General features: G+C 57.0%; 19 protein-coding genes. 8 read left to right on the top strand and 11 right to left on the bottom strand.

All coding sequences use genetic code 11. The features are described from left to right. Positions 1–464: 464 nt before the first annotated feature. Complete coding sequence (locus tag QMG46_RS15230) at positions 465–1,358, top strand: LysR substrate-binding domain-containing protein (protein WP_281848679.1); 894 nt, start codon at positions 465–467, stop codon at positions 1,356–1,358. A 102-nt stretch (positions 1,359–1,460) separates the two neighbouring features. Here QMG46_RS15230 and QMG46_RS15225 read toward each other — a convergent pair whose 3' ends face one another. The 7 genes from QMG46_RS15225 to QMG46_RS15195 all read right to left on the bottom strand — a co-directional run bounded on the left by QMG46_RS15225 (position 1,461) and on the right by QMG46_RS15195 (position 8,405). Continuing rightward, positions 1,461–3,413, bottom strand: coding sequence for a M61 family metallopeptidase (locus tag QMG46_RS15225; RefSeq protein WP_281848678.1), 1,953 nt, complete (start codon positions 3,411–3,413; stop codon positions 1,461–1,463). 44 nt (positions 3,414–3,457) lie between these two features. Then, positions 3,458–4,222 carry a nuclear transport factor 2 family protein gene (locus QMG46_RS15220; RefSeq protein WP_281848677.1) on the bottom strand — a complete coding sequence of 255 codons (765 nt, stop codon included), beginning with the start codon at positions 4,220–4,222 and terminating at the stop codon, positions 3,458–3,460. A 7-nt stretch (positions 4,223–4,229) separates the two neighbouring features. Further along, the gene (locus tag QMG46_RS15215; RefSeq protein ID WP_281848676.1) at positions 4,230–6,014 is read right to left on the bottom strand and encodes a DUF885 domain-containing protein; all 1,785 of its coding nucleotides are present in this window, start codon (positions 6,012–6,014) and stop codon (positions 4,230–4,232) included. An 8-nt stretch (positions 6,015–6,022) separates the two neighbouring features. Then, on the bottom strand, positions 6,023–6,454 hold the full coding sequence (locus QMG46_RS15210) for a hypothetical protein (RefSeq protein ID WP_281848675.1): 432 nt from the start codon (positions 6,452–6,454) through the stop codon (positions 6,023–6,025). 3 nt (positions 6,455–6,457) lie between these two features. Next, entirely contained in the window at positions 6,458–6,805 is a 348-nt protein-coding gene (locus tag QMG46_RS15205) for a DoxX family protein (RefSeq protein WP_281848674.1), read from the bottom strand. A gap of 18 nt (positions 6,806–6,823) precedes the next feature. Continuing rightward, positions 6,824–7,447, bottom strand: a complete 624-nt coding sequence (locus tag QMG46_RS15200; RefSeq protein ID WP_281848673.1) for an NAD(P)-dependent oxidoreductase — start codon at positions 7,445–7,447, stop codon at positions 6,824–6,826. A gap of 85 nt (positions 7,448–7,532) precedes the next feature. Then, the gene (locus QMG46_RS15195; protein WP_281848672.1) at positions 7,533–8,405 is read right to left on the bottom strand and encodes an NmrA family NAD(P)-binding protein; all 873 of its coding nucleotides are present in this window, start codon (positions 8,403–8,405) and stop codon (positions 7,533–7,535) included. A 130-nt stretch (positions 8,406–8,535) separates the two neighbouring features. Between QMG46_RS15195 and QMG46_RS15190 the strand changes: the two genes are divergently transcribed. Continuing rightward, positions 8,536–9,453, top strand: coding sequence for a LysR family transcriptional regulator (locus QMG46_RS15190; protein WP_281848671.1), 918 nt, complete (start codon positions 8,536–8,538; stop codon positions 9,451–9,453). A 274-nt stretch (positions 9,454–9,727) separates the two neighbouring features. Here the strand turns inward: QMG46_RS15190 and QMG46_RS15185 are convergent, their stop codons facing one another. Together QMG46_RS15185 and QMG46_RS15180 are read right to left on the bottom strand one after the other, a co-directional pair. Further along, positions 9,728–10,672, bottom strand: coding sequence for a recombinase family protein (locus tag QMG46_RS15185; RefSeq protein ID WP_281848670.1), 945 nt, complete (start codon positions 10,670–10,672; stop codon positions 9,728–9,730). Positions 10,673–11,621: 949 nt separating this feature from the next. Further along, positions 11,622–11,939, bottom strand: a complete 318-nt coding sequence (locus QMG46_RS15180) for a helix-turn-helix domain-containing protein (protein WP_281848669.1) — start codon at positions 11,937–11,939, stop codon at positions 11,622–11,624. Positions 11,940–12,055: 116 nt separating this feature from the next. On the opposite strand from QMG46_RS15180, the gene QMG46_RS15175 reads away from it, so the two are divergent. Then, positions 12,056–12,415, top strand: a complete 360-nt coding sequence (locus QMG46_RS15175; RefSeq protein WP_281848668.1) for a hypothetical protein — start codon at positions 12,056–12,058, stop codon at positions 12,413–12,415. Positions 12,416–13,582: 1,167 nt separating this feature from the next. Here the strand turns inward: QMG46_RS15175 and QMG46_RS15170 are convergent. Next, positions 13,583–14,470: a TniB family NTP-binding protein gene (locus tag QMG46_RS15170; protein ID WP_281848667.1), complete on the bottom strand. Its 888-nt coding sequence runs from the start codon at positions 14,468–14,470 to the stop codon at positions 13,583–13,585. Then, on the bottom strand, positions 14,467–16,245 hold the full coding sequence (locus QMG46_RS15165; RefSeq protein ID WP_281848666.1) for a TnsB C-terminal domain-containing protein: 1,779 nt from the start codon (positions 16,243–16,245) through the stop codon (positions 14,467–14,469). The genes QMG46_RS15170 and QMG46_RS15165 overlap by 4 nt, the downstream gene beginning before the upstream one ends. Positions 16,246–16,732: 487 nt before the next feature. Here QMG46_RS15165 and chrA point away from each other — a divergent pair, with 487 nt between their 5' ends. The 5 genes from chrA to glyA all read left to right on the top strand — a co-directional run bounded on the left by chrA (position 16,733) and on the right by glyA (position 23,263). Further along, positions 16,733–17,851 (top strand): chromate efflux transporter, encoded by a 1,119-nt coding sequence (gene chrA, locus QMG46_RS15160; RefSeq protein ID WP_281848665.1) that lies wholly within the window; start codon positions 16,733–16,735, stop codon positions 17,849–17,851. 276 nt (positions 17,852–18,127) lie between these two features. Continuing rightward, entirely contained in the window at positions 18,128–19,291 is a 1,164-nt protein-coding gene (locus QMG46_RS15155; RefSeq protein ID WP_281848664.1) for an alpha-hydroxy-acid oxidizing protein, read from the top strand. Between the two features lie 552 nt (positions 19,292–19,843). Beyond that, on the top strand, positions 19,844–20,398 hold the full coding sequence (locus QMG46_RS15150; protein WP_281848663.1) for a VOC family protein: 555 nt from the start codon (positions 19,844–19,846) through the stop codon (positions 20,396–20,398). 109 nt (positions 20,399–20,507) lie between these two features. After that, positions 20,508–21,770 carry an aminotransferase-like domain-containing protein gene (locus QMG46_RS15145; RefSeq protein ID WP_281848662.1) on the top strand — a complete coding sequence of 421 codons (1,263 nt, stop codon included), beginning with the start codon at positions 20,508–20,510 and terminating at the stop codon, positions 21,768–21,770. A 98-nt stretch (positions 21,771–21,868) separates the two neighbouring features. Next, the gene (gene glyA, locus QMG46_RS15140; RefSeq protein ID WP_281848661.1) at positions 21,869–23,263 is read left to right on the top strand and encodes a serine hydroxymethyltransferase; all 1,395 of its coding nucleotides are present in this window, start codon (positions 21,869–21,871) and stop codon (positions 23,261–23,263) included. Positions 23,264–23,315: the final 52 nt, after the last annotated feature.

The following is a 23,315-nucleotide window of genomic DNA, read 5'->3' as shown; positions in this document are numbered from 1 at the left end:
CACCAGGGCGTTGAGGTCAGCGGAAGGTTTGATGGAGATGAACTCCTGAGTCGCTTGCCCCGGCATTTGGGAGACACCCCCCGTTGTCAGTCATCCATGCACGTACCCTGGGGCGACCATACTTGGCGCAGACCCGGGCGAACGCGTCCGAGAGGAGGAATGCACGCATCGCTTGCTCGTCCTGCCAGACATAGAATGGCGCATAGCGATTGGGACGGCCGTTTGCGCGGCTCGAGACGAGAAACGCCTTTTGGACTAAGCCGGAGAGCGAGTTGAATCCGGAACCGATGACTGAAACCCGTTCACGCAGGGCCTTCATGTCATGGTCGTCTTCTAGGTCGAACCGGTACTGCATTAACAACATAATAGTCTCCGCAACCGTCAAACAGTCGCGGGAGTCTGGACGGTTACCTCGCCTCACAAAAGCGAGCGGTTTTAAAGTCATTGATGAGGTTTGCTAAACGATGATTCTCGATCTGACCAGCCTGCGCACGCTTGTCGCGGCGGTGGACCTTGACGGTTTCGGCAAAGCCGCCGAGGTTCTTCACCTATCACCATCCACCGTCAGCCTTCAGTTGCGAGCCCTGGAAGAGCGACTGGGAAAACCACTGTTTCGAAAAATTGGTCGGCGTCAGGGGCTAACCGGCGAAGGCGAAATGTTGGTTAGTTTTGCTCGAAGGATGCTGGAACTGAATGACGAGGCCGTTCTGGCCGTCCGTGGAACGGGACTTCACGGGAAAATTTGTTTGGGCGTTCCCCAGGACTTTGCCGACAGTTGGCTGCCGCAGACGCTGGCGCTGTTCACGTCGGCGCATCCGAAGGTGCAGCTTGAAATCTTGGTCGAGCAAAGCGGTCGCCTGCTGCAACTTCTCCGAGACGGCGCTCTGGATCTCGCCCTGACCTTCGGTGACAACGGTGGAATGGGCAGCCAACTGATCACTACGCTTCCAGTGCACTGGTATGCGCACGCTACATGGCAGTTGCCCGAACGCGAAGCGTTGCCTCTGCTTGTGCTCGAGCAACCTTGTATGTTCCGCCAACGAGCCATTGATGCCCTCGACCGTGCGGGGACAAACTGGCGTATCGCATTGTCGGGCAGCAGTGTGTCGGCAGTCTGGGCCGCGGCAAAAGCAGGGCTCGGCCTAGTCGCGCGCACGGCGATTCACGTACCCGACGAGATAGCTTGCCTCGATGGTGCTTTTGGCCTTCCAGACCTAAATGCGGTGCCCCTTCATCTCGTCCGTTCGTCACATCGTGGCGACGCGGCAATCGACCACCTGTCCGCGTTACTCCTGAACATCATAAACAGCCATATGGATAGCGTCGGTCCAGAGACCTTAGGGAACGCCTCTGCGTGAGGCTGAGAGATGCTTTTACCCTGGGGCAGTGAAGTGATGAAGCCACCGTGGCCGGCAAAAACGTTTTGAATCCAGGCGTCCGGATAAGGTGGGGCGATAGGGTTAGCGGGCGTCGAGCAGTGCGGACAGCCGGTCGGGTGTGCCCGCGATGCGCTCTAGATGGGGATAGCGCAGCCCCCCACGGTAGTCGATATTGACGACCCGCTTGCTCCCGTTAATGTCGACACGGATGCTTAGTGGTTTTAATGCAGATGACTGGACTGCTGCCAATAGTGTGCGGGTCGAAAACGGCTGCCCTTCCACCTCGATCACGTGTAAACCAGGCGACAAACCGGCCCGGAATGCTGGACTGTCCCATCGAACCGATTGAATCGCTCCCTTCGCATCGATCTGTAGACCGATCGAATAGTCGAGATTGATGGCGCCGGCATCTTCCTCGTTCTGGCGGAAAGTTTCCGTGGGCGTATCGGTGTAGACAAGCGTCCAGCCTGCGCGGGCCAAGCCGGCGATCGCGTCGTCCGCGCTATGGTTGTGAAGATGCTGATTGAGGAACGCTGCCCAGTCATCCGGGGCTAACTTGTTCAGCGCATCACGGACATCCTCGAAGGTATAGGTCCGCGTGGATTGCGTGCTGTCTTTGACGAAAAAGACGCGCGCGAAGTCGTCGATGTCGCGTTCGCCATGGCTCACTTGGCGAAGACGTGCATCCACATCCAGCCAGAGCAGCACCCCTTCCGGGTAATAGTCCTCGCGGCGTTGCCAGTCGGGCGACACGATGCGGTGCTTCGCCATAAAGACAGCGTCATTCGTGCTGTCTTGCAGGTCCTTCCAGCGTCGGCCGGTGCGGTTGGCGACCGTGGCTGCATCCATAGCGAGTTTGTCGAGAGTCTGCTGGCGATCGCGCAGCGCCGCGCGCGCGGCCAGCACACGTCCCCAGAATTCGCTTTGCCCTTCATATACCCACAGCAGCGACCCACCGACTGGCCGATTGAAGGTGGGGGACCACAAGTCAGCCGGTTGTCGCCACCGGCCGTTCCACGCATGCACAAATTCGTGCGCGATCAGGTCGAGGTTATTGAGTTGTTTCGAAGTGTCGGTGAAGTATGTGGCCGGGAGATTGTTTTCTCCCTCTTCAAGATGCTCGACTCCGCCGCCGCTTCCGTCAGGCGACAAGACATCGCTCAGGGTGACGATTGCATCGTAGTGGCGATATGGCGCCATGCCGAAGGTCTTGAGACCCTGGGCGATGAGCGCTTTGATGCGGTCGATCTCTGGTTGAGTGATCGCAAGGTCTTCTTTTGCGTCAGCCAGCAGATCCAGTGCCACCGGCTTGGCCGTACCTCCGTTCAACGTGATCCGGCGCGTGTATCGCCCGGCATAGAGGGGTGCGTCGACCAACTGATCCAGCGCCACGGGCTGAAAGTCCAGCTTTCCGTCGTCGATAGCATGGAAGGTTAACGCCGTGAAAGGCGCTAGCCCATGGGGGAGCGCGAGCGTCGCGGCCACGGGGATGTCCCGCACGTACCAACCTGCGGGATAAAGCAACAGGCGTTGCCAGGGAACAATCACCATGTCCGGCCGCAACAGGTGCGCCTGAGCAGGCACAAGGAATTGGAAGTCCAGCATGATCGAGCTCGCGCCCTCGGGCACGTCGACGTGAAAGGCGTGCATGTCCACCGGATCGCGTCTCCAATCCGATGGCTTGCCATCGATGAGCACTACTAAGCCTGCCAGTTCTGCAACCGTGGCGGTAGGTGCATGGCTGGCCGTTTCCCATTCGGGGTAGAGCAGGACAACATCGCCGGTCGCTTGGACGGGAATCGTCTCGCGGATGGAGAAGATCTGGTGATCAGTATCGGTGGCGTTGACGGTCAACTCGATCGTGCCGCGGAACGGTCTGTCCAGCGGGGTGGGTAGCGCTGGTGGCATTGGTGCGGCAGTCGGCCCCGATCCGACCTGCGCGACCGCAGTTCCCGCCGTCAAGGTAGACAGTGCCAGGACCACTAAACCAGCGCAGAGGAGAAACCACCCCACCTGCTTGATGAGCAAAAGCATGATTTTCCCTGAGGTTAGTTCGATTGCCCGCTGTAACTCGTGCGTTAAGGGCCGGTCCGTGTCCAAAGACGGTCGGTGTTCTCCCGCCGATCGATGAACCCAGTGATACGTCCATGGGCATCGCGCTGAAAGACCTTTCGCAGATAGACGTCGTCGGGAACGAAGAGGACATCGGCCGCCTCGACCTTCAGGTCTATAGTGGATTTCCCCGCTTTGGCGCCCACAAGACGGTTGTCGTGCCGACGAATAACGTATGTATCGCTCTGGCTACGATACGTTCCCGCAAGTTCGTCGAGCTTCGCCGAAGAAAGCTCGACAGGAGGAGGCGGCACACGGATCCGATCCGTGTGAACGATGCGGAGCAACCACTTCCCATCGACACGCTGCCATGTCTCCGTCATCAGCAGGCGTGCACTTTTGGTGGATACGACCCCCGGCCGCTGCGGAACGACATCCTCGTGAAAGACCTGCGCCGTGTCGCCCAGGAGTTGCACCTCGTAATTCGTTATGACGAGCGCGTCGAGACCGTCTTCTTCAAGCTCAGCCAGGAATGGCTCACGCCGGCTGACCTGCCCCTCCTCAACGTACATGAAGTCCAGCGTTGTGAGCTCCGCCCATGTCTGGCGATCGCCTCGGTGAACCGCCGTGAGGAGCCGTTCGTCGTTCCTCCTTAACTGTGCCTTCAGCCCGGGAGAGCCGGACGTCGGCAAGGTGGCGGACCAGGTCGGCCTGGCAGGAGCGAACAGCCCGATCGCGGCGAAAGCGAACGACAAGACACGGACTGGCTTCGGGAAGAGGATAGGCATCATGGGATGATCAGCTATGCGCGCGATGCGCGTCCAGGCTGTCCTGCCGCTCAATCCAGCGATCGACCCGCCCCTCAAGTAGATCCAAGGGCAGGCTGCCAGCGGACAGCACTTCCTCGTGATACTTTCTGATATCAAAGTTTGGGCCTAGCTTGCTTCGGGCACGTTCCCTGAGTTCGATGAACTTCAGTTGCCCGATCTTGTATCCCAGGCTTTGCGCCGGCCAGTTCACGTATCGGTCGATTTCCGCTTGCAAAGAGGGTTCGTCTGCCGCACCGCTCTCGCGAAAGTAAGAGACCGCTTGTGCCCGAGTCCATCCGTACGAGTTGATCCCTGTATCTACAACCAGGCGAACAGCCCGCATGAGCTCAAGATTAAGACGTCCATAATCCGAGGCGGGGTCTTGAAAGAGGCCTATTTCCTTACCCAGAGCCTCTGCGTAAACCGCCCAGCCCTCGACATACGCCGTGTTTAGAATATCCGAACGAAACTTAGGCAATCCTTTAAGACGCTGCTGAATGGTGACCTGTAGCTCATGGCCAGGGACGCCCTCGTGATAAGCCTGCGTCTCGTCGCTGATAAGGCTTCGTTGTGAGAAGTTGGCTACAGCGACGATAACGCGACCGGGCTTGCTGCCATCCGCTGGTCCAACCACGATGTGCGTTCCGAAACTCGGATCCGTGAGAGACCCGGCTTCCACGGTAAGCAGCGTCTTGGGATACTCCTCGAAGAGCTCCGGGAGGTGAGGCTCCATCGCGCTCACGTAGTGACGGAAATCATCCACAATCTGTTCTGGAGAGGAAGGTCGATACTTTGGATCGGCCTTCAATACAGCGCGATAGCTGGCGAGACTGGCATATCCGGCTCGATGAGCGACATCCTGCAACAGCCCCTCAATTCGCGCGACCTCTCGCAAACCCAGGTTGTGAATTTCCTCGGGCGTCATGTTGGTCGTCGTTTGTTCGCGGATCGCGTTCTGATACATCTCAGCCCCGCGGGGAAGACTGCTCAGACCAATGCCGCTGCGGGCATGCGGAGCGTAATCACTTTTCACGAAATCCCGGAAACGTTTATAGGCTGGAATGACTTCATCGTTCACGACTTCAGTGACCTGTGCAGTCATACGATCCCGGTCATGCGACGAAATCGACGCGGGAAATGTATTGATCGGCTTGAGAAAGGGATCTTCTTCAATAATGGCGTCGCAAGCCGCGACCACTTTCTCCAACAGGTAACGCGCCGGAAGCACGTCATCTTTGATGCCTAACCTTGCGAGATCTTCTGTCTGTCGCAATACGCGGGGAATGTCCCTTAGATTTTTCAGATAGTCGCTGTAGTCCGCGGTTGACTGAAAGTCGCCGGCGGCAAGCTCGGTCAGGCTTTGATAGATGCCCTCCCCCTGTGCGAGCGGAAGCTCATAGAGCTTCAGATCATAATCGCGGCTCTCTTGGTCAAGCTCACGCAGAAGTACTTCGTGTGACAGCAGGTCCTGTTCTGCGAAGCCGTCGGTCGAAATGGCCGCAAGTCGCTTCCGTAGACTTTCGTTTTCTTGATGCTCTCTTGCAATGGATCGCAATGATCGGTCAGGAAAGCTGTCGATGTCGCGTTCTTTCTCGCCCTTGTCATATCGGGCAAAGAGAGCGTTCTGCTCAGCAAGGCGCGAATCAAGGTCATTCCTTTGCCCCCCTGAAAACGCTTGACATACAGCAGGAGAGAACGCAGGCAGCCATAGAAAAAAAATGAGTGCGTTGCGCCACGGTTGAGAGGCGAGATGGTTTGGAGTGATACGTTTCATCGGTGCCCTTACTGCCCATACAAGTCCCACTCGAACACATGATGCGCGGTAGGCATGTACTGGATGCATTCGTCCGAGGCAGCACAGTCCGCGCTAGGTCGAAAATACAACGCGTCTGCTTGGTCGTCGTGCTGGCGGAAGGTGATGCCGGCAATCCGTTCGCCGACAAATTTTGTGTCGAACTCAATCGTGCCGTTGCTGAAGTCAGTGTTCTTCAGCTCTGCATAGCCCTTGTTGACGACGAGCACATCCTGCCTGGCCGGATCGCGCTGAAACGACACATCTCCGTTCGCTTGCCATTGCTGCGGCGTCAAGGGGATAGGATTCAATTCGAGCGCAAGTACGGGCTGTGTAAGCCCGATGATGGCAGCGAGGAATAACGCACTTCGTGGCTCGTAGAACGCTATTGCTCGACCTTCACGCCTGTGTATCGTTGACATGCATTACTCCTCCTGCTTGGCACTTATCCAGCCAACGACAAGTGATAACGTCGCCGCGGCGAGTGGCGGCACGGCGTGCGCGTATTCGCCGCGGATGACGACGGTCGCGAGTGCGGCAAACATGACGGTGCCCCCGAGCAACGCACCCGACAGGCGCGTCGCTTTCCGAAAAAGAAGAATGGCGGCAGTGAGTTCCATCGTTCCGGTGAAGAAATGGAACCAGGGCGGATATCCCCATTTCAGGTATTCCTCATAGATCGATCCTGGAGCGATGATGTTGATCAGGGAACCGACAACGAAGAAAGTAGCGAGGACGAACGGTAAAGCTTGCCGCCAGGAGATCTTTGGCATTTGTCTGGCCTTTAATACTCACCACAGGAGTAAGGGTGTCTGTTTCAACCAGGTGTTCGTCGCCAGTTGCTCCACCACGAACCGGGCGACATCGCCACGAGAGATTTTTCCGCCCTTGACGCCGGCGAGGTCGACGATAGCTCTGATGCTTCCGCGAGAAGGGTCGTTGGTGAGCATGCCGGGCCGGACGATGACCCAATCGAGTGAGCTGGCACGGATCGCGGCTTCCTGGCGTTCCTTGTCCTTGTAAGCTTGGCTAAGCAACAGAGGCTGAAAGAATCGGTCGAAGACGAAGCCACCATGGCCGCGGCTGTCTCCCACGCCCAGAGCGGAGATGCAGATCAGGCGGTGTACGCCGCTTCGCGTCATCGCCAGAATCAACGCACGTGTCGCTTCGGCCAGAAGACTGACCTTGCGGAGGCCCATGCCGGTGCCTAATGCGCTGATGACGACATCACAGCCGTCCAGGGCGCGCTTGAGAATTATCTCATTGCGGGCATCGCCCTCGATCAATTCTGCTCCCGGCAGATCGGCCCCTACGGTCGAGCGAACCAGCGCCACGACCGAATGCCCTTTCTCCAGGGAGTCGCGGACAATTAGCCGTCCGGTTCCACCCGTCGCACCCAAAACAAGAATTTTCATATTCGATCTCGATCTTTGTTCGATATGGACTCCGCACTCCCCAAGACAATGGGCACTTTCGGCCTTCCTGTCGGGATCCGCGGTCCTAGGATCTAACGATCTTCTGAGCCGCCGCGAAAACATCGCGAGCAGACGTTGCACCGGGGACGTGCTCCGTACCCACGCCCCCGAGGTCCATCCCTCCGGCGTTGACGGCCTCATACATGGTTTCGGCCGGTGCAGACTTGCCCTTCGGAATGCCGAACTGCTCGAATGTATCCGGCCAGTTTGCCCGCGGGACGGCAACGGCCTTGACGTCGCGCTGCATCACTTCGCCTAGTTGCGCCGCCACTTCATCTGCGCTCACCATTGAGCCGAGTTCGATGATCCGATGACCCAACCACGCCGGTCCGCTCAGAAGCGATGCGATCTCGCCGCCGATGTCGTTGGTCGCAACCATGGTCGATCTCCGATGGGTCGGATCGTTGAAGACGGGCAACGTGCCTCCCTGGGCGACGTGCAAGCCGTAAAGGAAGTTTTCGAAGAATCCGCCGGCTCGCGCAAAAGCGATCGGCAAGGTCAGGTCGCGAAACGCCTGCTCCAGAAGCGACAGCGCCGTGATCAGCCCCATGTCGCTCGTTCTGTTTGCGCCCATCGACGAAAGCGCGACGACCCGCGGCACCGGCACTTGGCTGAGCGCCTCCACATAGTTCGCGATGACGCCCCTAGCTTCCCTGAAATCCGGCGAGGGGGCCCAGATGGGAGGCAACATGACAAACGCGCCGTCGACGCCCCTGAGTGCCCGCTTGATGGATGCCGCATCGTTCCAGTCGCCGTCAACCAGCTCGACGCCTTGGTCGGCCCAGCTTGCAGCCTTTGCGCGGTCACGAACCAGCGCGCGCACCTTCCTGTCTTGCGCAAGCAAGTGGGTTGCCGCTGCGCCGCCAACTTTTCCCGTAATTCCCATGACCAAGAACATGTGCGTTCGCCTCAATCGGTTTCGACGATCCACGGTACCCCGTGCGCTATTATTCGAATATGATGCGTATTCGGAACGGGCCGTGTAGATGAACTTAACAATCGCTCGAACCCACCTGGATGGGTTGGTCATGTTTCTAACGGTTGCGGAATACCGAGGATTTCGCGCTGCGGCCCGGCACCTCGGCGTCACGCCCTCTGCGGTCAGCCAGGCCATACGCAGTCTGGAAGAGAGGGTTGGCGCGCCGCTCTTCTCCCGTACAACACGAAGCGTCAGGCTGACCGAAGCGGGCGAACGCCTGCTTGCCCATGCACGCCCTGCGGTCGACATGCTCAGCGCAGGATTAGACGCCGCGAGCGGCTTGGGTGGCGAGATCACCGGCCGACTGCGCATCAATATGCCCAGGCCGATCGTGCCGCTGCTGGTCAATCGCTTGCTGCCGGACTTTCTCGACGCTCACCCAAATATTGAACTCGAGCTGGTAGGTGACGACCATCCTATTGACATCGTCGAAGAAGGATTCGACGCGGGAATACGATTGGGAAACTTCGTCCAGATCGACATGGTCGCGAAATGGCTGACGCCACCGGAGCGCTTCGTTGTCGTCGGCGCCCCGGCGTTTCTTAGGGAGCATGGCCAGCCGGCATCTCCGTATGATCTGCAGAACTTTCGTTGCATCCTGCTTCGCCAATCCGTGCGCGCGCTCGATCATTGGCAATTTGTCGTCGATGGTAAACGCATCACGGTGGGCGTAGCGGGGCCTCTGGTGATTAACGACATCGAGAGCTGCGTTCGCTCAGCGCTGAGAGGTGTGGGACTCTTCCAGTTGCCACACTCCATTGTGATGTCTCATCTTGAATGTGGCGATCTGCAGACCGTGCTCGAACCCTATTGTGAAGAGGTTCCCGGTCTTTCCCTTTACTATCCGAGTCGAAGTCAGTCACTGCCGAAGCTTCGCGCGTTTGTCGATTTCGCCACCGAGCGAATGCGCAGACCCTTCAAGTCGGACGATTACTTGTCGAATCCCATAAGAGATGCCGACAGATGACGGCCGTTACCGTGCTTCATGCGAGCCATACTGGTTGCGCCGGTACGATCCATCACTTGAAGCAGCAATCGACGGGTTACCGCAAGGCGTAGCATCGAGGTACCTTGAGCGTGCGCAGGCTCTTCAAGAAGCTTTGTAGCGACCGTAGATAACCGATATCCATCACGTTCCAAAACATCCTCATAAACCGGATCGCCACGCGGGCGTAGGCAGGCTGCTGTGATGGAGCGACAATGACGCGCGCAAAGGTGGTAGACCATATCGAGGGACGCGATCATCTGCTGTTCGCGTATCCAGCGTCTCTTAATCTGTCGCATGCATGATCCGGCACTCCCATGGAGAGGGCAGCCAATTCGCGAAGGACGCGAAGCGAATCGAACAGATAGAAGCGAGCACCCGCATCGGGACTGTTCTGAATCACATCCGGCCAGGTTTTCGCGCTGACGGCCGGAAGAATCAAATAGTCCAGGGGCCGCTCCCCTCTCAGGTAGCGCTCGTCATCAAGCATGCCTCGAATCGTGGATGCGCTCCAAGACGCTCCCCCTCTCGCGGGGCGCTTCCCTTTCTGGTTGAGCTGCTTTGCGATGTCATTCATGCTGACGCCGGCGGCAGACTGCTTAAACATCCAGCGTACGACGGCCACCTCATCACGCGACCCGAGCACCAGGCGAACGCGGTCCGTGGCGATGCTTTTACGTTCACCTGGCTTCAAGATACATCGAGGCTTACCCGAAGCGTCGACCAGCATCCGACTCAACCCATAGGCGGCGGGACCACCCATGGTGAAGCCCGCGCAAACCAATCGGGCTTGGCCGGCAAAGACCTTGGCCGACAGCTCACGACTGTATTCTGCGGCCATCGACCGCTTCAGGCTTTTGAGGACCGCGTGCAGTGGCCCTTCGCCTCCTGTAAATGGCTCGGCGACATAGATGACGCGTAGACCGTGTTGGGTGCAGAGGAACTCGTAGAAGGCGGACTCATCCACGTTCTGAAAGCGCCCCCAGCGACTGACGTCCAGGACGAGGATGGCAGTGCATCCTGTGCAATGCATTTGCGCGTGATCCAAGAGACGCTGAAGCGCGGGGCGGCCTTCCAGGTCCAGTCCGCTAAGTCCTTCATCCACATAGCTTTGCGCCACGACCATGTGGTGGGCACTGGCGTAGGCGGCAATGGCGGTTTGTTGGTTCGCCACCGAGGTGTCCTGCTTGTCGGTGGACATCCGCACATACTCAGCCACAGGAGTGGCCGAGCCCGGCCTCCCGTGGTGAGTTTCAGTAGGCATGGGATATCGATGCGCTTGCGGCGACACGCCGACGCTACGCCCTCCTGGCAGGCATAGCAAGTTGGTATGCGGCGCACTCCGCCTTAGAAAATCAGGGCGCAATGGCTAGGTGCAATGCTTAATCTGAGGCCGGACGGCGATAAAACGGCTCAAGACGGAGTGCGTCGATCCCTGCCCGATGTGACGGCTCGTCACGCAGAAAGCGAACCACAAATTCGGCCGTGGGCGCGCCAGCCTGCGCCGCAATTTCCGTGAGCGTTGAGGCCAAGGCAGGATTTGCGGATTCCTCGATCGCCAGAACGACTTGAGGTGACTGAGTGGTACGCAGTCGCCTCACCCGATACAGGTATGCCGCGTCAATGCGTCCACTGGTCGTAAACCAATTGGCCAAAACACGAGCTACGGGAAACCACTCGTCGCCCACTGATTCGAATGCCCAGGGCTGCTCGCGCGAGGGACTCTCGTACGACAGCCCTCTTGCAGCAATGGCCGCCCTTATCACCGTTAGATGTTTCTCGGTTAACGTCCAAGAGACTGGTGATAGAGGGTTGATCACATAGGAATGCACGCCCGCAACGCTCAAGAGCAACCGCATCTGGACACGGACTAACTTCGCTGGGGCAGGTAGGGATCCAGTTACGTGCGATGTCTCCGTAAACAGCGGCACTAAGAACGTGCCGTCGGCGCGCTGCCATTGAACGAGATTCTTCTGGGGCGCAGCGTCGCCCTCCCCCGGCGGCTGCCGGAGAATGACCAGGATCGACTGGTTCGCCAACGCCTCCAGAAAAGCGGCCTCGGCTACACTCCCTGAGCCTGCCTGCTCTAGTAAGACGCCTAGGAAGTCCTCCACGCCTTTGCCCTCGCCTCTTCCGATAACCAGCGCCGACTATCGTGACTCGATCTTCTTAAGTAGCTGATCTTTCTCCGCAGCCGATAGGTCATCAAAGGCCAGAATCATGCGCGCCAAGCGCTCATCCTCCGCAAAGAGGTAAGCCGTAGGCACCTTCAGCACGTCAGCTAGCCGTTGAACGGTCGCCAAATCGGGCTGGTGCACGCCCAGTTCATAGCGATTGATACGCGCGCTAGCCACGAAGGGGTCCAATCCTGCTTGAATACCAAGCTGTTTTTGGGACAGTGATCGTCGCTCGCGCGCCTCTTTGAGGCGGCGTTGAAAGATCACCTGAATGTCGGTCTTGCGGGGCATGGCACGAACCCGGTAGGTAGCCCCTACGAGATTCGTAACTTTGCCTTGCGTTGGATACTACGAGTTTCGTAGTATCCAACGCAAGCCCGTATGGTTACCGGACAAGGCGTTCCAGCATGCCTCTGCAACTCATACTTGATGACGAGGGTGGCATCCCTATCCCATTGGATGAGAGCGTCCGGGAGGCTTGGCAATTACAGTTTGACCGCGCAATCCATGCCGGCGGAACAGAAATCCTAAGGGAACGACTAGCCAACTGTTTTGCAAACAGCTTGACCGAATGTCTGGATCCCGACCTTAAGCCTCCCACTGAAGCTCAGATCCTCTACGCGACGGCTATCACCCGAGAACTTGGGCTTTCTCTAAGCGCTGAAGCGCTCCGCTATCGCGGCGCCATGTCTGAATTTATTGACCGATATGTTGATGCGTTCAAAAATCGCAGGCACCGGCGAGGCAAGGATTCTGAAAGCACGTAGCGCGACAAGCGCTGATCCATCATAGGCTTTCTGCTATAGTTTGAAATCACAGGTGTTGGAAGCTATCGCAACCAACGCTTGCGAGCGCCGCGCTCTCGGGCTGACTTTGTTTTACACCGAACCTGCTCCCAGCCACTTATGGTGACAGCCCAGGGAGGTGGCCAGTACTGCGCACGCTCGATCAGCCAATCCCAAGCAAGCTCTGGCATTGATGCCACAACAGGAAGCCAGCCAAGCTGGGATCCAAAGCGCGGATACTCCGGGCGAGGATATATCTTCTGCAGGTAATCATGGCGAATTGCATCCAAGGCAATAAGTATGCAACTACGCCGCTCTGCAGGATTCGCGATAGAACGAAACAGCTCCATTGTCGGCTTACCCTGCAAAATCCCCATGTTTGCTCCCCCAAACTTAGCCGTTGAATGCTCACTCCAAAGAGAGCAAGGAATTCCGTGCATTGCGACCGAAGGAGCGGCAAAAGGCTGCCAGGATGCGCATAGTAGAGTTAGCATGTTCTCCCAAACGAGCGCAGTCTCATGCGGCTGACACCCCAGATAGTCCATGTACTTCCGATTGGGAGCACATGTCGCCCAACAGCTCAGTTCAGCAAAGTATGAGGCCGTCTTAAGCCCTTCCCCAACTTTTGCCCACTCCTGCTCTAACCCGACACGCGCCACTCCCGGATGTTCCATAAGCATATAGCGTTGACGCCGAACTTCCCTGGGGATATCTGCCCACCCCCACCCCACTGCAGGCACCTCTACGAAAGGCAAGCCGCAGCATAAGCACTGGGTCATAGTGCTGTATGTCCAGAATTTCTGCGCAACTTGATTTGTGACGTAGCCAGCCAACTCTAGACAACCCAAACACGCATTTGTTCGAGCCTCAGGAAGCAATGGCCAAGGACCCCACAACTGCGCGAGCTCTTCGAGCACGCTCGCACTCAGATTGGTAACCCCGGCCAATGTTTGCGACCATCCCGGATGATTGGGATAGTCAGGGTCACGCGATAGCGCAATGACAACCGTTGGATCGACCCTTGCTATCGCCTCATCAAGTGCTTGACGACGTACGTGGAAATAGCCACGCCAAGCCGCAAGGTATGATGAAAGCGTCTCCCCACCTCTGGGTGCGCGAAAGTCATTGCTAGCGGAAAATTTACGCAAACTAGGCAACCTTGAGGCGCTGCGAAAGAACACGCTCTACCGATAACTTAATGCCTTTTTCGGATATTACCTCCTCGCCACTCCTAACCGCATCGCGAGCGGCCTCACGCACAGCGACAACCATGGTTCCTATGTGTCCCTGGGATAATCTAATAATTAGCGGCATCATTTCTGAGCCAGACAAATGCGAAGGCTTCTCTAACGGCAGACGGGCCTCCAAGGTTGCAAGAAAATTTCGCGTATTCTCACTTATTTGCCATGCAAGAAGCTCATGACAACGAAAACGCACTCTCAACTGCTCGTCAGCCGCAATGCAATGTCGCGCCGCAAGCGTGCCTGCGCACAACAAGCTTAGTGGAAGATTCGCTAGATCTCTAATTGCCGCCATGCACGCCTCAAGGTCCTTCTTGGCAAGCAAGATATTGTGAATCTCGTCTATTCCAAGAATCCTTGTTCCTGCATTATGCAGAGCTCTACAGACCTGCTCATGCAATGGACCAATCTTGTCATTTTGGGCATATGGAATATGTAAAATATCAAGTATTCGGAAATACATGACCCTCAAATCGGAAATAGGTGGCAATGAAACAAGAACGAAAGGATCCTTTCCGCTCGAAAGATCCGCATTAAACCGAATTCGCTTATTCGCAAAAACCCGGCGACATTCATTAAGTATCATTGTCTTGCCGCCGCCCGGCGCAGCATAGATCAACATGCACTTGTATCTATCAGCCGCGTCCTGAGAAAGGATGCTCTTCACTTCGTCTATAAGATATACAGCTAAAGGATAGGGCACGAATTTTTCGGCCATGATATACCCCACCCGCTCTTCGCTAGATCTTTCCATCATTTTGTGTATTCTAGGATCAAGGTGGCTCAGTGCATTCATATGTCACCATCTGAGCTAACTTTGGCAGGGCGCGAGTAATCAATAGCCTGTACTACATCCTCTTGCGAATTGGCCAAAGCCTCCAGATGGCGGTCATCTGACGCCCCGCCGGAAGCTACCTTCCGCCCTTGCAAAAGGCGCTCCTGACGGCGCGCCTCCTTTGTCGCCGTGTGAGCCGACCTCCTCTCTGCATCTTGCGACCTTAGGAAGCGACGGTTTGACTGCCCATCAAACTCGCTCGGAAACTGGCGCCTCTTCTCCCGCTTCAAGTGGTCTAGCTCGAACTTTGGCAAATTTGGCTTACTCAGATCTGCATATGGAACCTCAATGTACGATCCTGTATCACAGTCAACATAGATTAGGCCCATCGCCCTAGCGTCATATTTAATTGTTCTTTTTACGCCAGGCTTGATAAATCGCGCAATCTCATGATTAAAATAGCGTTCGTTAAAAGCATGAATACCGTCATGCCCGATAACACGCTTAATCTCAGGAAGGAACGAAAGGAGTAAGCTTTTTGCATCCGTAACTATGGCAGGCAGTGTTATACCACTAGTGCAAGTATGCTCGGCAACCCAGCTCTGATGAGGTGACATGCCAATACCCTCGTGCCTGCGATAGTGATATCGCTGAGCAACCTCTCTTCCGAGCCATCTATTTGCCTCAAAGAGTGTCATTTGTGCATCTTCAGAAGGCGCTCTTTCTCGCCGCCTTTTCTTTGGGTCGCTACCCGTTGCGCCAGGCTCCTGCGAGGCTCGTGTTTGAATCGTTCCTATTACCCGCTCGACGATTGCGCCATCTTCCTTCTTATTTCGATAGCTAATTTCGACGCCCCATTTCTTACAGGCATTCTTAAATGCTAACGATTTAAACTCCGCACCACCATCCAATCTTACGGCACGCATCAGACCATACATGGGCCACTCGAGTTCAGATAAACCATGCTCTGCCAACCACGCATCTTTTGGCAGGATTGCATGTACCAACGCAAGTGCAACAGAGAGCACCTGCGGATCATCAAGACCCAAATGAAAGCCAAGAATGACACGTGTATGAGTATCAATCACTATCGTCAAATGTGCACGACCAATCGGCTTTCTTGTTTCTGAACTAACAAGAATGATATCCAAAGGAGAATGATCGATTTCAACCATCGCCAAGGCTCCGTTTGTCGATATTTTTCCTGGAAATGCCTTTGTTCGCTCAATGGCTCGCCTCCTGCCAAGCTTTTTTCGCAAGAGAATCTCGTAGCGCTTATCAGCGATACGAGCTCTAATAGTTTTTAGGCATGGGCATTTCTTGCCTATATCATCACAAGCGACATCAATCCTATCTCTAATGGTTTCCAGCTGAAGCACATTTCCAGATCTGGATGCGACTCTAATTTCACGCGCTACGATTCGCTCAACTTCTGCATCAAGCTTCAACCTGCCACGCTTTGCGCCTCGCGCCCCTCTTACTAATGCCATGGGGCATGGCGACTGTCGCAGCAGGGAAATGCATCGATAAATCTGCGTCCGATGAAGTCCAAGGGCAAGCTCTAGTTTGCGCATTTCTTCTAGATGAATTGGTTCGCCCGAGAGCGCAAACGGCATCAGAGCTGACGCCCTGTGAGAAGCAATCAGGATCTCCTTCTCTTCGACCTTAAGAGGAGTCCGCTCGGATGCACCGTCCCCAAGTCGAAGCTTTAGCGACGTAGGTGACACTGGGATCACCTCATCACTTAGCTCGTCTGTAATCACAACGCGCTCGAACGACTCAATGCGCTCGATCACGCATGGTCGGTTTCGAAAGAGCACCCTAGCACCCGGTCGACAACTTAAGACCGGCAGAGTGGAGGTAATCGGTCTTGGCATCCCGAATCACCTTGCTTAGTTTTTTGAGCGGAGCCCCTCCAAAAAGGGTACTGCTGCGCTATGAGTAAGGTACATCCCCTCTTGTTATTAGCCAATGAACCAATAGGCCGGAATTCTTGACGATTCCGGAAATATTCCCCGCAAAAATTCGCCCTCTAGCCGCGAGTCCGGTTTTTAAAGGTCAATAAGCAACCCAACATATATGATTTAATTGAATTTTTTTTCAATCCGCGCAAAGACGTCCGGTCGAGAGACCCCATACGATCCCGGCACTCTTGCTGTATGGCCTCTTCGCATACCCATGGACTTGCCCACTACTACGCCGCCGCCTCCTGACGAAGCACGCCATCCTCTGGAGGTCGGTCGGATTTTTCTTCGGCTTGGGCTGACATCGTTTGGTGGGCCCGTGGCTCATGTGGGCTATTTCCGTCGTGAGTTTGTGGATCGGCGTCGCTGGCTGGACGAAGAACACTTCGGGCAATTGCTTGCCTTGTGCCAGTTCCTGCCTGGGCCTGCCAGCAGCCAACTTGGGTTTTCGATTGGGTTGCTGCGTGCGGGTTGGCCTGGCGCGATTGCAGCCTTCCTGGCCTTCACCTTGCCGTCCGCACTGCTCATGTTCGCCTTTGCCCTGTGGAGCAACCACTTGGCCAGCCCATGGGGACAGAGCGTTGTTCACGGGCTCAAGTTGGTCGCCGTGGCCATCGTTGCGCAAGGCGTAATGGCCATGGCACGCAAACTTTGTCCCGATTGGCCACGCGCACTTCTTGCCGTCGCCGCGACTGCCGCGAGCATCCTCAATACCAGTGCGTGGACTCAACTGCTGATCGTTGCCTGTGGCGCCGCACTGGGTCTGTGGGCCTGCCGTGATCTCAATGGAAGGCAAGGAGAAACATTCTCGCTTCGCTATGGCCCGAAGGCAGGAGCCTGGCTTCTGGTTTTGTATGGCGCTCTACTGACTATCGCGATCACGGCGGCGCCTGACCTACCCCGCTTGGGCCAGGTCGCGAGTGCTTTCTATCGGACCGGAGCGCTCGTCTTTGGCGGCGGGCATGTAGTTCTTCCTTTGCTCAAACAGGCCGTGGTCGATCCTGGCTGGGTTATGCCGGACGCTTTTCTTTCTGGCTACGGAGCAGCGCAAGCCATGCCAGGCCCGATGTTCACGTTGTCGGCTTTCCTGGGCAAGCAGATCTATAGTGGCGCGGGAGGATGGCTGGGCGCGACGGTAAGCGTTCTGATGATTTTTTTGCCAGGCTTGCTCCTGATCTCAGGCGTACTGCCCTATTGGCGTTCGCTGGCCTCGAAGGCATGGGTCGCGAGCATGCTCGCCGGCGTCAACGCGATCGTCGTAGGGCTACTGGCCTCTGCGTTCTATAACCCCGTATGGGTGGGTGCGATGCGCAGCCGCCAAGACATCGCGGTTGCCGCGATCGCTTTTGCGGGCATCGCCTGGGCACGATGGCCTGTATTGATCATGGTGGCCTGGTGTGTCGGTGCATCGTTGGTGATCTCTGCACCATTCACGTGAAGCGCCCAGATCGCCATCCAACATGATGGCAGCCTGCGATTCGACTGCTTGAAGAGAGCCTCAGTCGAGTTTATGGGCCCAATCGAGGCTCCCATCTGGATCACAACAGAAGAAAGCTATTTTGCTGCCTTGATAGAAAACCTACTCAAGCAGAATTAGTCATCTTCTTGATTGTGCGCAGTCGGTAAATGATTTAATTTCGAGCCCTGCCGCATCCTTAGCGATGGACTCGGGGCATTCAGACAACGCCAAAGCCGGCATCAGGGAATTGATTCGATGAGCTTGCTGATCAATGTGGACGATTATCGCTTGGCGGCAAGGCGACGACTCCCACGTAGGGTATTTGACTATCTCGAGGGTGGTGCGGGAAGCGAGAGCGGCATGGCACATAACCGTGCTGCCCTGGCGCGTATTCGCTTCAGGCCGAAGCGACTACTGGATGTCAGTGCACGCGATCTATCCCACCCCATATTTCACAAACGGCTGCCCATGCCGCTGGCGATTGCCCCCATGGGTCTTAATGGTCTTTTTTGGCCCGAAGGGGATCTTGCATTAGCCAGAGCTGCAGCCCGGAACGGGCTGCCGTTCGTGTTATCAACCGCGGCTTCGTCGAGTATCGAGGACGTGGCCCGGCAGGTCGATGGTGAGCTGTGGTTTCAGCTTTATGTGGTGCATCGTCGACTGGCCGAACAACTGGTGCGACGCGCACTGGCCGCCGGCTATACGACCCTTATTCTTACGGTCGACGTAGTCAAGAACGGCATCCGTGAAAGAGATTTGCGCAATCGTTTCAGGCTGCCGCTGAGCATGACACCCGGTGCGCTATGGGATGGGCTTACCCACCCCCGCTGGACCATCTCGGCCATGCGACGCGGCCTGCCCCGGCTGGCCAATTTCACCGAAGTGGCAGCGGACGACCTGGATGTGCAGGCGGCACTGCTCAGCCGGAACATGGACGCGACCTTCGACTGGGACGGGCTAGCCTGGTTACGCGATGTGTGGCCGCATCAGCTGCTGGTAAAGGGCATCCTTTCGGCCGCCGATGCGGTGCGATGCATGCGATACGGCACCGATGGCGTTGTGCTTTCCAACCACGGTGGCCGCCAGCTCGATGAATGTCTTGCCCCCATCGAAGTATTGGCCGATGTGCGCGCCGCCACGCGCGCGGCAGTGCTGATCGACAGCGGCTTTCGGCGCGGAAGCGATATCGCCAAGGCTATTGCACTAGGCGCAGACCTGGTACTGGTGGGGCGCGCGGCGCTTTATGGGCTTGCCGCTCGTGGCGAGCGTGGCGTCGACGAGGTCATTGGGCTGCTGCGCGAGCAACTTGACGACACACTCGCACAGGTTGGCTGTCGTTCGCTGGCCGAGCTCAGCCGCGAACATCTCCACATCGCACCGGCGCCCCTGCCCTCGATGGTTGAATCGCTGCCGTCATAGGACATCGGGAATCCGCTGAATTCGCCGTCACAAAAAAGGTGAAGCCGATCACAGCTTTGCCCTGCCCGTCGCCTATTGAGATCCAATACAGCGCATCTCTTTCTTTTTGCGATGTCCGTCGCATAAATTTCGATTTTCACGCAACTGAAAACGATTTCAGCGGACGCGGCCCCCATGGATTACCGCAGATGCGCTTCCATGAATATCACTCATTTCACGTCGTGACAGTCCCCCGCGATTTCATCTTATTCAAGATGTAACAGAGCATCTCTACGCTTCTTTTCAGCCCGGCTTGTCGGGTTGCTGGCTTGGCCATGATTATCAGGATAGCTGAAGCGATTTCACGGCCCTTTCACCATGTCATCACGTAATTTTGGTGTGGGGGAAATGCCAGCCATCTCATGGCTTGATGTAAATGGCCTGCTTGCTACGACTGATTTACTTCGGTAGTGTCAGTGGCCGAGTTGTCGATATCTCCTCGTTTTATCGCAATTATCTGCGTATTTTTGCGATGGATCTTCTCTGCCAAGATGGGCAATCTAAGAGGTAGTCATGGATCGTGACGTTGTTATATCCGGCGAGTCTCCAGTTGATACAGAGCAAAGCGAGTTGCCGTCCGGGGCCAGTGCCAAAGCCCCTTATAGACGCATCGATCACATAGCCTTAGCAGTGGGCAACCTTGATGAAGCAGTGCATTTCTTTGAGAACGTTCTCGGTTTCGAATTGAAAGGCCGCAGGCAGATCCGCGGCGCCCGGACCGGAATGATCTCCGCGGAAATGGAGGCCAATGGAATGCGGTTCGTGCTCTGCCAAGGCACCGAGCCTCAATCTCAGGTATCTCAATTGATTGAAAATTTCGGTGTTGGAGTGGCGCATATCGCCTTCGAGGTGGACGACGTCGAGCAGACGGTCGAGACACTGCGCGATCGCGGGATGAATTTCGACACCAATATCATTCGAGGCGCCGGGCTGACTCAATCCTTCACGACGCGATGCCAGAACACGGGCATGAGCTTCGAACTCATACGTCGCGAAGGCGAAGAAGGGTTTCTGGACAGCAACGTTCAAGCGCTGTTCGATCAATTGGAGCAAGGCAACAAGTACTGAAAGTCGGGAGCCAGTTTCCGAACTTGCCGGGGGGCAACGAAGGAAGGGCTGTAGGAGCTTGGGAGTATCCAGGGGGGAAATAATGGCAGCGCCAAATAACGCCTCTGTCATGAACTTTTTGAACGAAGTTGCCGAGTCGTATCCGACGGCCGTCTCGCTGGCTGCAGGACGGCCAGGAGACCGCTTGTTCGATGGGACGAGCACGGAGTCCTTGAATCGCTGGCTTTCGAGGTTTCTCGGCACTGCTCCGTTGTCGAGCGTGCTGCAGTACGGCCGCACAGCGGGCTTGGTGCATGAGCTTGTTTCCAGGCAGATCGCCAACGACGACGGCGTAAATGCCGGTGCCCATCGCACGATCGTTACGGCGGGATGCCAGGAGGCACTGGCACTGTGTCTCCCGGAGCTGTGCCCGCAAGCGAATGATGTCGTGCTGGTGCGTAACCCGACTTACATCGGCATCACGGGTGCGGCGGCAGCCACGTCGGTCGCGCTGTATCCGCTCGATGGCTCGGTCGAGGGCATCGACGCACAGATTGAAAAGGCGGTCGAGGAACTGGCGGCAGACGGGCGACGCGCAAGAGTCGTCTATCTCATTCCGGACTTTGACAATCCAACCGGCGAGGTCATCCCTGTCCAAGAGCGCCTGGCCATACTGGCCGCGTGTGAACGTCACCGCATTGTTGTGCTTGAAGACAATCCCTACGGCATGTTCCGTTACGAAGGCAGCATGGTACCCGCCATGGCCTCACTCGATACGGCCGGTTGCGTAATCTACCTGTCGACCTATTCGAAGACCATTGCGCCGGCGCTACGCGTGGGCGCCGCCACGCTTCCGGAGACCCTGTTCGGCGATCGTGCTGCACGAGTATCGCTGTTCAATGGCATTGCGGAGCGCAAGAGTTTCGTTACGGTCAACACCAGCCAACTATGCCAGGCGATCGTTGGCGGCCTGCTTATCGAGCGCGATTGCAGTCTCCGTTCATGGCTTGGCCCCACCTTGGACGCGTATCGACACAGCCGAGACACGATGCTCGCACAACTGGATCAGAGCTTTTCACCGGCAGGCTTTCCCGTGCACTGGAACAAGCCGCAGGGCGGTTTTTTCCTGAGCCTGGATGTACCGATAAGCTTCGACGCGGAGGCGGTCGCCGATTGCGCCACACGCGATGGCGTCATTGTGCTGCCGATGGCTTTTTTTGCCTTCGACCAGACACAGAACCGGCGCATTCGTCTTGCATTCAGTGCGGAAAGCCCCGATCGCATTCGCGCAGGCGTTGCCGCGCTGTCTCGGTTCATTGTGCGCCGAGTGGAAAAACATGCCGCGCCCGAGCACGGAACGGGGAAGCGAATACCGGAAGCGGCGACCGAATAGCTCGCCTTTTCGCCTCACAAGAGCCGCACAGACATCGCGCATATCCGGCATGAGCATACCGGATAAATCAAAACGTACCTGACTACATGAGGGATTACATGAAGCAGAGTCACATCGAGCGTTATTTGGCCAAGGGCATCCAGACGCTTCGTCACGAAGACCCGGAGTTGTTCGATATTCTTGAGAGAGAACACGAGCGGCAGTCGGAGTCCTTGTCGCTGATTGCCTCCAGTGGTGGAACCGATGCATCGGTGCTGGCTACCGTTGGAGCGACCATCGTCAACGTCACCGCCGAAGGTTATCCAGGAAAGCGATATCACGCCGGCTGCCGCTTCGTCGACATGGCCGAGCAACTGGCGATCGACCGTGCGAAGAAAGTCTTCGGTGCGCAATACGTGAACGTGCAGCCCCATTGCGCGAGCTTTGCGAACCACACGGTCATGCAGTCCCTGCTATCGCCCGGGGATACCATCCTGGGCATGTCGCTCGATCAAGGTGGCCATCTGACGCACGGATCGCCCGCCAATCTCAGCGGCAAGCTGTATAAAGCAGTGGGCTACGGCCTGGATTCGAAAGGATTGATCGACTATGGCCAGCTGCGCGAACAGGCTCTGGCGCATCGGCCGAAATTGATCATCTGCGGTACGACGTCCTATTCGCGTGTCATCGATTTCGATCGCATCCGTGCCGTCGCAGACGAGGTCGGCGCCTATGTCCTTGCCGATATCACGCATATCGCAGGTCTGGTTGCCGCAGGCGTGCACCCTAGCCCGATCAATGCAGCCCATTTCACCACCACCTGCACCTTCAAGCAGCTTTTCGGTCCGCGCGGTGCACTGATCCTGATCGGCCGGGATGCCGAATCGAAAGGGCCCGATGGCAGCAAGACGCTGTCGCAGATCATTCAGAGCGCGGTGTTCCCGTTGATGCAGGGCTCTCCCGAGGTGCACACCATTGCGGCAAAGGCGCGCGCCATGGGACGCCTGCTGGAGCCGTCCTTCCGCGAACTGGCCCATCGCATCAAATCGAACGCCGCCACGCTGGCGCACGAACTGCAGCTGCGGGGCTATGAAGTGATCGGCGGCGGCACGGATAACCACATCGTATTGTTTCGCTTGCCGGCTGGCCTTAACGGCGAGGTTGCCACGCGTGCACTGGAACACTGCGGCATCCTGGTGAACAAAAACAAGATTCCCGGCGACTTCCGTGGCGCGGCCACGGCCAGTGGCCTGCGCCTGGGAAGCAATACCGCGTCCCTTCGCGGCATGGGCAAGGAACAGATGCACCTGGCGATCGAACTGATCGATACGGTGCTCAGGCACACGCGCAGCGATCAGGGCGGTTTCGAGCTGGACGAAAGCCTGCGTCATCAGGTCAACGGCAGCGTGCGCGAACTTTGCCGCGCCTATCCGATGCCATACGACGCCTTGCCGCAACGCCATGGCGACGCGATTGAAAGCCATCAGGCAGAGGAAGTCGCGCTCGCCCGTTGAGATCGCCGCTCTACGAAGCCATGGGCAACATCGCCATTGGCCGACGCAACGC

Origin of the sequence: Dyella sp. GSA-30 (genome assembly GCF_027924605.1) — a bacterium.
Classification (GTDB): domain Bacteria; phylum Pseudomonadota; class Gammaproteobacteria; order Xanthomonadales; family Rhodanobacteraceae; genus GSA-30.
Note: the sequence above shows the minus strand (reverse complement) of the source record. Positions and strands in the feature narration are given on the sequence as shown.

What these genes read in the sequence shown, in the direction of transcription:
- QMG46_RS15230 (WP_281848679.1), top strand. Translation starts at nt 465, where the DNA reads ATGATTCTCGATCTGACCAGCCTGCGCACGCTTGTCGCGGCGGTGGAC.
- QMG46_RS15225 (WP_281848678.1), bottom strand. Translation starts at nt 3,413, where the DNA reads ATGCTTTTGCTCATCAAGCAGGTGGGGTGGTTTCTCCTCTGCGCTGGT.
- QMG46_RS15220 (WP_281848677.1), bottom strand. Translation starts at nt 4,222, where the DNA reads ATGATGCCTATCCTCTTCCCGAAGCCAGTCCGTGTCTTGTCGTTCGCT.
- QMG46_RS15215 (WP_281848676.1), bottom strand. Translation starts at nt 6,014, where the DNA reads ATGAAACGTATCACTCCAAACCATCTCGCCTCTCAACCGTGGCGCAAC.
- QMG46_RS15210 (WP_281848675.1), bottom strand. Translation starts at nt 6,454, where the DNA reads ATGTCAACGATACACAGGCGTGAAGGTCGAGCAATAGCGTTCTACGAG.
- QMG46_RS15205 (WP_281848674.1), bottom strand. Translation starts at nt 6,805, where the DNA reads ATGCCAAAGATCTCCTGGCGGCAAGCTTTACCGTTCGTCCTCGCTACT.
- QMG46_RS15200 (WP_281848673.1), bottom strand. Translation starts at nt 7,447, where the DNA reads ATGAAAATTCTTGTTTTGGGTGCGACGGGTGGAACCGGACGGCTAATT.
- QMG46_RS15195 (WP_281848672.1), bottom strand. Translation starts at nt 8,405, where the DNA reads ATGTTCTTGGTCATGGGAATTACGGGAAAAGTTGGCGGCGCAGCGGCA.
- QMG46_RS15190 (WP_281848671.1), top strand. Translation starts at nt 8,536, where the DNA reads ATGTTTCTAACGGTTGCGGAATACCGAGGATTTCGCGCTGCGGCCCGG.
- QMG46_RS15185 (WP_281848670.1), bottom strand. Translation starts at nt 10,672, where the DNA reads ATGTCCACCGACAAGCAGGACACCTCGGTGGCGAACCAACAAACCGCC.
- QMG46_RS15180 (WP_281848669.1), bottom strand. Translation starts at nt 11,939, where the DNA reads ATGCCCCGCAAGACCGACATTCAGGTGATCTTTCAACGCCGCCTCAAA.
- QMG46_RS15175 (WP_281848668.1), top strand. Translation starts at nt 12,056, where the DNA reads ATGCCTCTGCAACTCATACTTGATGACGAGGGTGGCATCCCTATCCCA.
- QMG46_RS15170 (WP_281848667.1), bottom strand. Translation starts at nt 14,470, where the DNA reads ATGAATGCACTGAGCCACCTTGATCCTAGAATACACAAAATGATGGAA.
- QMG46_RS15155 (WP_281848664.1), top strand. Translation starts at nt 18,128, where the DNA reads ATGAGCTTGCTGATCAATGTGGACGATTATCGCTTGGCGGCAAGGCGA.
- QMG46_RS15150 (WP_281848663.1), top strand. Translation starts at nt 19,844, where the DNA reads ATGGATCGTGACGTTGTTATATCCGGCGAGTCTCCAGTTGATACAGAG.
- QMG46_RS15145 (WP_281848662.1), top strand. Translation starts at nt 20,508, where the DNA reads ATGAACTTTTTGAACGAAGTTGCCGAGTCGTATCCGACGGCCGTCTCG.
- glyA (WP_281848661.1), top strand. Translation starts at nt 21,869, where the DNA reads ATGAAGCAGAGTCACATCGAGCGTTATTTGGCCAAGGGCATCCAGACG.